Below are 10,676 nucleotides of genomic sequence, written 5' to 3' on the forward strand. Positions count from 1 at the left end.
CTTGGCCAGCGATCATCCGATCGCATCAAACAGGCCGGACATATGGATGCAAGCGATCCGATCACCTCAAAAGCTCTTGTGCCACGGGGGCCGTCCACATATGGGTCCCGGATCGGCGTTCGCTTGCCCGGGACGACAGCCGGCTACCGGCCGGCTACACCTCCAGCGTCACCGTCACCGGCACGTGGTCCGATGGACGCTCCCAGCCGCGCGCGTCGCGGGTGATCCTGAAATCCGTGACGCTGTCCTTCAGCGCGCGCGAGACCCAGATGTGGTCGAGCCGGCGGCCGCGGTCGCCGACGGTCCAGTCCGCGGCGCGGTAGCTCCACCAGGTGTAGACTTTCTCCGACAATGGAATCCGCTCGCGCGCGACGTCGAACCATTCGCCATGCATCTGGGCTGCGAGCAGCTTCTCGGTCTCGACCGGCGTGTGCGAGACGACTTTCAAAAGCTGCTTGTGCGACCACACGTCGTTCTCATGCGGCGCCACGTTGAGATCGCCGACCAGGATGTGGCGGTCGTCACCGCGCGGATGCAAGGGTTCGCAGGCTTTCATCTCGTCGAGGAATTGCAGCTTGTGCTCGAATTTCGGATTGAGCGCGGGATCGGGGATGTCGCCGCCGGCCGGCACATAGAAGTTATGCAGCACCAGCGGCTTTGAGAGCTGTGCCTTGTCGCCGAACTCGACCGAGATGTGGCGGGAATCGATCTTGTCGCAGAAGGTACGGATGTCGGTCTTCTCGAACGGCACCTTCGAGATGATGGCGACGCCGTGATAGCCCTTCTGTCCGTTCAGCGCGACATGCTCATAGCCAAGCCGCTTGAACCGCTTCAGCGGAAAGGCGTCGTCGATGCATTTGGTCTCTTGCAGGCAGAGCACGTCCGGCCGCGCCTGCTTGATGAACTTGGCGACGAGGTCGATGCGCAGGCGCACCGAGTTGATGTTCCAGGTTGTGAGGGAGAGACGCATGGGAACTGCGTCTTAGCATGGATTGCGGCGGTGGATAGGATTGTCCACAGGGGACGCGTAGGGTGGGCAAAGCGAAGCGTGCCCACCATCCACGTTCGGTGCAAGAAAGGTGGGCACACTTCGCTTTGCCCACCCTACAATCCAACGAACTACTATCCCGGCGGCGTCACGTAGTTCGTGAAATCGATCTTGAACAGGCCCGGATCGATCTTCTTGGTGGAATCGAGATTGTAGACGGCAACGGTGGTGTCGTAGCCCTGCGGATCGGTGATGGTCCATTGCTTGAGCTGGCCGTCCTTGGCGCCGACCATCAGCATCAACCGGCTGGTGCCGATCAGCGCCTGCTTCTCCTCGATGATGATCGAGACGAAGACATCGTCGGCGGTGACGCTGACGACATTGGTGTCCTTCATCAGGTCGATGCGGTCGGACAAGAGATAGCGCAGCGGCGTCTGCGACAGCGGATAGATGTCCTGCGTGGCGAGCTTGCGATCACGCACCGCGACCGAGGAGCCGTCGGCGACGATGTCGATCGGGCTCGGCGGTTCATATTCGAAGCGGACCTTGCCGGGCTTCTGGATATAGAAATCGCCCTTGGTCTTGGAGCCGTCGGGGCCGACCTGCACGAAACTGCCTGACAGCGTCTGCAGCGAGGAGAGATAGCTGCTGATCCTCGCGGCCTGTGCCTTCTGGTTGGCATCGAACGTCGCGAAGATGTTGGCGGGGACGTTGCGGCGCGGGTCGGGGATGACGGGGTTCGGCGGCGTCTGCGTCGAGCCTGTCGTCGCGGGGCCTCGCTGCTCCTGCGCGCTCATCTGCGTGCCGTCGCGGCCCTTCGGCGCGGGCTTCGGCACCGGCACGTTCTGCGCCGATGAGGGCGCGGCGCCGGCGATCGACGTCGCGATCAGGATCGCCAATCCGGAATGGATGGCGCGATGAACGTGCTGTTTGGCCATTCGGTATTTCGGATTCTGATGCAACGCGTGTTCCGATGATGAGTTTATCGTGGGTGGTGCCGCGGCGATATCGCTTTTCCGTGAAATTCTCGGGGCAGGATCACATGCTGCCTTCTTCTTCGATCAGGATCTCGCGCTTGCCGGCATGGTTGGCCTGGCCAACAATGCCTTCGAGTTCCATCCGCTCCATCAATGACGCGGCACGGTTGTAGCCGATCTGCAGGCGCCGTTGAATATAGGAAGTGGAGGCCTTGCGGTCGCGTTTGACGACCGCCACCGCCTGCGAATAGAGGTCGCCGCCGCCATCCCCGCCCATGCCGGTGGAGTCGAATACCGCGCCGTCCTCTTCGGTCGGCTCTTCGGCGGTAACGGCTTCCAGATATTCCGGCGCGCCTTGCGTCTTCAGATGGCGCACCACCTTCTCGACTTCCTCGTCGGAGGCGAACGGGCCGTGCACGCGGCTGATGCGGCCGCCGCCGGCCATGTAGAGCATGTCGCCCTGCCCCAGCAGTTGCTCGGCGCCCATCTCGCCCAGGATCGTGCGGCTGTCGATCTTCGAGGTGACCTGGAAGGCGATGCGGGTCGGGAAGTTGGCCTTGATCGTGCCGGTGATGACGTCGACCGACGGACGTTGCGTGGCGAGGATCACATGCAGGCCGGCGGCGCGCGCCATCTGTGCAAGGCGCTGCACCGCGCCTTCGATGTCCTTGCCGGCGACCATCATCAGGTCGGCCATCTCGTCGACGATGATGACGATGTAGGGCAACGGATCGAGATCGAGCTTCTCCTCCTCATAGATCGCCTTGCCGGTCTCCTTGTCGAAGCCGGTGTGCACGGTGCGCGTCAGGTCTTCGCCCTTGCCCTTTGCCTCGACGAGGCGCGCATTGTAGCCGTCGATGTTGCGCACACCGAGCTTGGCCATTTTCTTGTAGCGCTCTTCCATCTCGCGCACGGCCCATTTCAGCGCGACCACCGCTTTCTTGGGATCGGTGACGACCGGCGTCAAAAGATGCGGGATGCCGTCATAGACGGAGAGTTCGAGCATCTTGGGATCGACCATGATCAGGCGGCACTGATCGGGGCGCAGCCGATACACCAGGCTCAGGATCATGGTGTTGATCGCGACCGATTTGCCGGAGCCGGTGGTGCCGGCGATCAGCATATGCGGCGTGCGCGCGAGATCGATGATGACGGGCTCGCCGCCGATGCTCTTGCCGAGGCAGAGCGGCAGCGTTGCCACCGAATCGATGGCTTCCTTCGCGACCAGGAGCTCGCGCAGGTAGACCTTTTCGCGATGCAGGTTCGGCAATTCGATGCCGATGGCGTTGCGGCCGGCGACCACGGCGACGCGGGCCGACAGCGCGCTCATCGAGCGGGCGATGTCGTCGGAGAGGCCGATCACGCGCGACGATTTGATGCCGGGCGCGGGCTCGAGCTCGTACAGCGTCACGACCGGACCCGGATTGGCTTTGACGATCTCGCCGCGGACGCCGAAATCCTGCAGCACGCCTTCGAGCGCGCGCGAATTGGCTTCCAGCTCGGCCTTGCTCTGCGGCTGGCGATCGGCGGCCTTCGGCGCTGACAGCACGGAGACCGAGGGCAGTTCGAACTTGTCGGAGGATTTCTTCTTCGCGCGCGGCTCGGCCTTCTTGCGCGGGGCGCGGGCGACGGGCGCTTCCTCCGCTTCTTCCTCGGCCTCGTCTTCTTCCTCTTCAACCTCTTCGTCGAATTCCTCGTTCGCCTCAGGCACCACGGAGGGCGCGGTCGCGCGGCCGCCGAGACTGGGCTCCTGCCGTTCGAATGCGCCTGCGCTGCGCTGCGGCGCGCTCGAGACCAGCGAGCGATAGGCGGTGCCGAGCAGCCAGCCGAGCCGCGCCTTCGCGCTCATGACAGCGTGGAACAGCCAGCCGAGCGAGATCGAGCTGCGGTCCTCCTCGTCGTCTTCTTCGACGAACGGCTCGTCACGATCCTCGATCGCCGTCAGCTCTTCTTCGCTCTCCTTCGCGCCCCAACCGCTCGCGAACAAAAAGCTTGCGGTCATCGCGACGAACAGGATGGCGCCGAGCACCAGGCGATAGATCATGCCGGCCGGACCGAACACCACTGCGGGCGCGCGCACCAGCGCGTCGCCGACCACGCCGCCAAGCCCGGTCGGCAATGGCCAGGCGCCATTATGCGGAAAGCAGCTCGCAAAGCCGGCAGCGATCACGGTGGCGAGGATCCAGCATGCCAATCGCAGCGCTTCGCGGTCGAAGGCGCGATGCGTCAGCATGCGCCAGCCCCACACAGCGATGGGGAGGATCAGCATGATGGCGCCGAGCCCCAGGATCTGCATCAACAGATCGGCGCCGATCGCGCCGGGATAGCCGAGGATGTTGCGGATCGGGCGCGAGGTGGCGTGGCTCAGGCTGGGGTCCTGCACCGACCACGTCATCAGCGCCGCGGCGGCGACGCCGGCAAGCATGATCAGGCACAGCCCGCCGAATTCTCGCACCCGCCGCTCCAAGGCTTCGCGGATCGGGACCGGCAGATGGCCGACCAGGGGAATGACACGTTCGATCGCTGGCATGCGCTTCCAAAGCCTTGCGATTAGCTTAAGGTTTCGACCAGGCGGTGCAGCGCCTCGGCCGTTGATTCACTGTCGGAGACCAGCGCGAGCCGGATATAGCCCGCGCCCGGATTGGAGCCGTCGGCTTGCGGCCGCGCCAAATAGCTGCCCGGGATCACGCGCACGCCGGCATCGCGATAAAGTTTCACCGTCGCCGCCTCGTCGCCGCCGCGCTCGGAGACGTCGAGCCAGACGCAGAAGCCGCCGGCCGGACGCTGATAGCCGTAGCGGCTGCCGAGGATCTGGTCGGCGAGGTCGAACTTGATCCGGTAGAGCCTGCGGTTCTCCTCGACATGCGCCTCGTCGCTGTAGGCGGCGACCGCGACATGCTGCAGCGGCACCGGGACTTGCGGCGCTGCGACGTTGCGGAGTTCGTGGAAGGCGGCGAGGAATTTCTTGTCGCCGGCCGCGAAGCCGACGCGCATGCCCGGCAGGTTCGAACGCTTCGAGAGCGACTGAAACACGACCACATTGGTGAAGTCAGGGCCGGCACATTCCAGCGCGCTGCCCGGCGCTTCCCTGGTGTAGATCTCCGAATAGCATTCGTCGCTCAGGATGATGAACCCGAAGCGGTCGGCGAGCGCCTTCAGCCGCGCGAAATAATCGCGCGAGGCGACCGCGCCTTGCGGGTTCGCGGGCGAAGCGATGTAGAATGCCACCGTGCGCGCCAGCAGCGCCTCATCGAGCGCGTCGAGATCGGGCAGGAATCCGTTGGCCGGCGTGGTCGGCAGATAGACCTGCTCGCAGCCGGAGGCACGTGCGCCGGCACCATAGGCCGGATAGAACGGGTTCGGCATCAATATCGCCGGCGTCCCATAGCGCGCGCCGACATAGCGGGCGGCGGTGATGGCGGCGAAGAACAGGCCCTCGCGGCTGCCGTTCAGCACCAGCACTTCGCTCTCAGGATCGACCGCCCGCGGCAGGTGGAACCGGGTCGAAAGCCAGTTCGCCACCGCGCGGCGGAATGGCTCGATGCCCTTGGCGAGCGGATAGCGGCCGAACTCAGCGGTGTGCTTGGCCAGCACCGGCCCGACAAACGCCGGAACCGGGTGCTGCGGCTCGCCCAAGGACAGCGTAATCAATGGCTTGCCGGGCTGGTACGGCGCCAAGAGCTCAGCCGTGCGCGCAAAGGGGGAACGTTCGGCCTGACCGGCCGGCATTGCACTGCCGGCGTCTTGCGCCACGCCGGAGGGAGCGGTCATTGCCATGTCTAAACGCCAGCACTTTCAATGCGGTCGAGGGGAATCCGGCTCGACCGTAAATTGATCAAGTCACCATAGATACGGCGAGGTTAAGACGCGATTAACCATCGGCGGTATGGGCCATCAAGAGTGGGTTCGGTAACCCGCGCCGATGTCCAGCAGGGGCGAGATCGGCGGCGCAGCACCTTATTTTACCAGCAATAACAAAGGGAAAAGCCACCAGCGCGCCGTAATGTTCCGCATTTAGGATTTGGGAACTTGGGAACCGGGTTGGGGGAATCGATGCGTGCGGTTGGTCGGCCATTGCGGGCCGTGTTTGTGCTGCTGCCGTTGCTGGCCGCATGTGCGCCATCTCCAGACAATGCAGTTCCGGATGGGGCTCTCCCTCAGGCGATGCAGGGCAATTCGTCGTCCGCCGAGCGGCGCCTTGCGATCACGCATCGCTACACGCTCCGCGTCCCCAGCGCCGAAACCGAAGCCATTCAGCAAAAGCATATGGCCGAATGCGCCAAGCTCGGCTGCTCCATCCTGAGCACGTCGATCGACCGGTCGAACGAAGGGCGCATCAACGCGCGCGCATCGGTTCGCATCAAGCCCGAATCCTTCGACGCGTTTGCGGCAGTGCTGACCGCGCCGCCGGCCCAAGTCGCCATGCACGCCCAATCGGTGGAAGATATCGCCGTCCCCATTCTCGACGCAGAACGGCGGCTCGATGCGAAAATAGTGCTGCGCGACCGCCTTAGCGGAATGTTGCGCGACCAGACCGTGAAAACGGCTGCCGACCTGATCACGATCGAGAAAGAGCTGGCGCAGGCACAGAGCGACATCGAAGCGATCACGGCGCAGCGTGACGCGCTGCGGACGCGGACCGACACGATACGGATCGAGATATCCTATGTCGGCGCCGCCAGCCTGGTTGGCGGAGCCGACTTCACCCCGATCTACCAAGCCATCAGGACGATCAACCAGACGGCGGTCAACTCCGTCTCCTGGCTGATCTCCTTCGTCGCGGCCATCGTGCCATGGCTTCCCGTCATCGCATTGGTCTGGTGGGGCGCGCGCCTTGGCATGCGGCGATGGAAGTCCCGGAGGCTGTCCGGATAAGAGCCGCTACCGCGCCGGCAGCAGCCAAAAAGAAAGGGGCTCCAACTTGCGCTGGAGCCCCTCAACGGTCGGGGCATTGCCGGGTATGTGCCCGAACCGTAGTTCTGGGTGTGACCCCGGGAGAGATCACACCCCGGGAGAACTCACATGTTGTAAGCGCGCTCCGTGTGCTCGGTGATGTCGAGGCCTTCACGCTCGGTCTCGACGTTGGCGCGCAGGCCGACGATCACGTCGACGACCTTGTAGAGGATCGCCGAACCGACGCCGGACCACACCAGCGTGGTGCAGACGCCCCAGACCTGCGAGCTCATCTGGGCGACGAAGTCGTAATCGGCGATCTTGCCGGCGACATAGTCCATCACGCCGGTGCCGCCGAGCGCCGGGTTCACCAGGATGCCGGTGCCGAGCGCGCCGACGATGCCGCCGACGCAGTGGACGCCGAACACGTCGAGCGAGTCGTCATAGCCGAGCGCATTCTTCACCACGGTGCAGAAGAACAGGCAGACCACGCCGACCACGAGGCCGAGCACGATCGCGCCCATCGGACCGGAGAAGCCGGCCGCCGGCGTCACCGCCACGAGGCCTGCGACCGCGCCCGAGATGGCGCCGAGCATCGAGGGATGGCCTTTGATGATCCATTCCGCGAACATCCAGGACAACGCCGCCGCCGCGGTCGCGACGAAGGAGTTGGTCATGGCGAGCGCGGCGCCACCGGAAGCCTCGAGGTTCGAACCGGCGTTGAAACCGAACCAGCCGACCCAGAGCAGCGAGGCGCCGATCATGGACATCGTGAGCGAGTGCGGAGCCATCAACTCCTTGCCGTAGCCGGTGCGCTTGCCGATCAGGATCGCGCCGACCAGGCCGGCGATGCCGGCGTTGATGTGCACCACGGTGCCGCCGGCGAAGTCGATCGCGCCCTTCTTGAAGATCCAGCCGGCGTCGGCATTGATCTCGTCGAGCTTGGCCTGCGCCGCGGTCTTCGCCGCGCCGTCAGCCGCGGCCGCCAGCGCCTTCGCCGCATCCGTGATCGCGTCCGGTCCGGCCCAGTACCAGACCATATGCGCGATCGGGAAGTAGATCAGCGTCACCCAGAGCGGGATGAACAGCGCGAGCGCGGAGAACTTCATGCGCTCGGCGAAAGCGCCGACGATCAGCGCGGGCGTGATCGCCGCGAACGTCATCTGGAAGCAGACATAGACGAGTTCGGAGATATTGGCGTCGACGCTGAAGGTGGCCGCCTTCGAGTCCGGCGTCACACCTGCCAGGAAGGCCTTGGAAAAGCCGCCGATGAAATCCGAGCCGCCGGTGAACGCGAGGCTGTAGCCGTAGAGCGCCCAGAGCACGGTGACGATGCACACCGTGTAGAACACCTGCATCAGCACCGAGAGCATGTTCTTGGAGCGGACCAGGCCGCCATAGAACAGTGCGAGCCCCGGGATCGTCATCAACAGCACCAGCACGGTCGACGTCATCATCCAGGCGTTGTCGCCCTTGTTGACGGTCGGCTCGGCATAGGCAGCGGTCGCAGCGAACAGGCCGACTGCGAGTGCCGCCAATCCCGCGCTGTGGGGACGTTTGAACGTCATGTTATTCTACTCCTGAATTGTAAGGTTTGAGCGCGAAATCAGAGGGCCGCGGCATCGGCCTCGCCGGTGCGGATGCGCACCGCGTGGTCGAGGTTGATGACGAAGATCTTGCCGTCGCCGATCTGCCCGGTCTTTGCCGCCGATGTGATGGCGTCGATGGTCTTGTCGACCTGGTCGGCCGCAACCGCGACCTCGATCTTGATCTTGGGCAGGAAGCTCACGGCGTATTCAGCGCCGCGATAGATCTCAGTGTGGCCCTTCTGACGCCCGTACCCCTTGACTTCCGTCACCGTGAGACCGTGAACGCCAATGGCGGTCAGGGCGTCGCGGACTTCTTCGAGCTTGAATGGCTTAATAATCGCCATAACAATTTTCATGTGTCCTATCCCCGCTTGGGCCCGGTGCAGACGAACCGGGTGTTTCGACTGAGATCCACCACGCGGAGAAAATTCACAACGCGGTCACAGCCGCCGGCGTTAGAATCAAATGCCGTGCCAGATCGACGGCGCCGCCTAACGGATTATGAATCCGCCTGTTTTCGCGCTTGACGGGAATTGGTCGGACCTGCGCTATTCCGTCGCGCTCAAAACGTAATCAATATTGCCCGATTCATAGGCACGCCAGAGTCTGGACATAATCCTGCCCAGCCCGACGGCAAATCAGAGGTAATAAAGTAGAGGAAATTACTGCAGGGCCTCGCCGTGCTGCGAAATATCCAGGCCTTCCAGCTCCTGCTGCAGCGATACCCGGAGCGGGACGAACGCGCTGACCAGCTTCAGGAGCACGAAGGTCACGCCGCCGCACCAGACCAGCGTAACGGCGACGCCGGCGAGTTGGATCAGCAGTTGCTGCGGACGGCCCTCGAGCAGGCCGGCCGTGCCGCCGATGGCGCTGGTGGCGAACACGCCCGCGAGCAGCGTCCCGGCCATGCCGCCGATGCCGTGGACGCCGAACACGTCAAGTGAATCGTCATATTTGAAGCGGAGCTTCAGCCAGGTGCAGGCCCAAAAGCAAACGAGGCCCGCGATGATGCCGATGATGACCGCGTGCCATGGTTCGACGAAGCCCGAGGCCGGCGTGATAGTGCCGAGCCCTGCGACCGCGCCCGAGATCATCCCGAGCACCGACGGCTTGCGCCGCGTCGCCCATTCGATCGCGCCCCAGGTCAGCGCGCCCGCGCAGGCCGAAAGATGCGTGGCGATGATCGCCATCACCGCGCGCGAACTCACGGCAAGCGCCGATCCGCCATTGAAGCCAAACCAGCCGACCCAGAGCAGCCCGGTGCCGATCACCGCGAGCGACAAATCGAACGGCGACAGGTTCTCGCTGCCATAGCCGTGGCGCCGCCCCAATACTTGCGCGGCGACCAATCCGCTGACGCCGGCCGAAAGATGCACCACGAGCCCGCCGGCGAAATCGAGCACGCCGAGATTGGCGAGGAAGCCGCCGCCCCACACCCAATGTGCGAGCGGAATATAAGCGAAGATGAACCAGCCGACGGAGAACCAGAGATAGGCCGAGAAGCGCATGCGATCGGCGACCGAGCCTGCCACCAGCGCCACGGTGATGATCGCAAACGTCATCTGGTACAGCATGAACAGCGCTTCCGGGATCGTCTTCGCCGCCGGATTGACGCCGTCCATGGTCATGCCGGCGAGAAACCAGCGGTCGAGCGTGCCGATCCATGGCCCATCACCGACGAAGGCGAGCGAGTAGCCGAACATCACCCAGAGGATCGAGACGATCGCGACTGCCGACAGGCTCTGCGCCATCGTCGCCAGCACGTTCTTCTTGCGCACCATGCCGGAATAGAACAGCGCGAGCCCCGGGATCGTCATCATCAGCACCAGCGCGGTGGCAACGATCATCCAGGCGGTGTCGGCGGCGTTGATGGCCGACGTCTCCGCACGCGCCGGCGTCGCCGACAACAGCGTCGCAAGACCAAGCGGCGCGATCAGCCGCACGGCGCGAGATGATGCCCCCATGATGTTTCCCCGGCAGAAATGAAATGATTCTGGTTGATGCGACCGGCGCCGTTGTCGGTGCCCGCGTTCGACGAGAATTCATTCTTGTTTGAGCATGATCTTTCCGGAAAACCGGAGCCCACTTTTCCGGATCATGCCCTAGCTGTGGTCTTTCAGGAGGTTGTCCATCTGGTCCGAACCGAGGAAGCTGAGGTTGCGAAGCTTCAGTGTTCCCCGGAGAGACCAGATGAACAGCCACAAGAATGCGCGTTTGACGCCCAAAGGT

The 10,676-nt window shown here is 64.0% G+C and carries 8 protein-coding genes; 1 reads left to right on the forward strand and 7 read right to left on the reverse strand.

Features of this window, described 5'->3' with window-relative positions; genetic code table 11:
- Positions 1–154: 154 nt before the first annotated feature.
- The 4 genes from ACZYOF_RS39205 to ACZYOF_RS39220 form a co-directional block, all read right to left on the reverse strand.
- Positions 155–970: an exodeoxyribonuclease III gene (locus ACZYOF_RS39205; protein WP_130581789.1), complete on the reverse strand. Its 816-nt coding sequence runs from the start codon at positions 968–970 to the stop codon at positions 155–157.
- Between the two features lie 152 nt (positions 971–1,122).
- The gene (locus ACZYOF_RS39210) at positions 1,123–1,926 is read right to left on the reverse strand and encodes an outer membrane lipoprotein carrier protein LolA (RefSeq protein WP_463719095.1); all 804 of its coding nucleotides are present in this window, start codon (positions 1,924–1,926) and stop codon (positions 1,123–1,125) included.
- A gap of 100 nt (positions 1,927–2,026) precedes the next feature.
- On the reverse strand, positions 2,027–4,495 hold the full coding sequence (locus tag ACZYOF_RS39215) for a DNA translocase FtsK (protein WP_463719096.1): 2,469 nt from the start codon (positions 4,493–4,495) through the stop codon (positions 2,027–2,029).
- A 20-nt stretch (positions 4,496–4,515) separates the two neighbouring features.
- Positions 4,516–5,742 (reverse strand): aminotransferase class I/II-fold pyridoxal phosphate-dependent enzyme, encoded by a 1,227-nt coding sequence (locus ACZYOF_RS39220; protein ID WP_463719097.1) that lies wholly within the window; start codon positions 5,740–5,742, stop codon positions 4,516–4,518.
- Positions 5,743–6,018: 276 nt separating this feature from the next.
- Between ACZYOF_RS39220 and ACZYOF_RS39225 the strand changes: the two genes are divergently transcribed.
- Positions 6,019–6,840, forward strand: coding sequence for a DUF4349 domain-containing protein (locus ACZYOF_RS39225; RefSeq protein WP_463719098.1), 822 nt, complete (start codon positions 6,019–6,021; stop codon positions 6,838–6,840).
- A gap of 143 nt (positions 6,841–6,983) precedes the next feature.
- On the opposite strand, the gene ACZYOF_RS39230 is transcribed toward ACZYOF_RS39225, so the two are convergent.
- The 3 genes from ACZYOF_RS39230 to ACZYOF_RS39240 form a co-directional block, all read right to left on the reverse strand.
- Positions 6,984–8,426: an ammonium transporter gene (locus ACZYOF_RS39230; protein WP_463719099.1), complete on the reverse strand. Its 1,443-nt coding sequence runs from the start codon at positions 8,424–8,426 to the stop codon at positions 6,984–6,986.
- A gap of 38 nt (positions 8,427–8,464) precedes the next feature.
- Positions 8,465–8,803: a P-II family nitrogen regulator gene (locus tag ACZYOF_RS39235; RefSeq protein WP_028164751.1), complete on the reverse strand. Its 339-nt coding sequence runs from the start codon at positions 8,801–8,803 to the stop codon at positions 8,465–8,467.
- Positions 8,804–9,109: 306 nt separating this feature from the next.
- Entirely contained in the window at positions 9,110–10,411 is a 1,302-nt protein-coding gene (locus tag ACZYOF_RS39240) for an ammonium transporter (protein ID WP_463719100.1), read from the reverse strand.
- Positions 10,412–10,676: the final 265 nt, after the last annotated feature.

The sequence above is a fragment of the Bradyrhizobium sp. LeoA1Lang genome, from assembly GCF_055413685.1.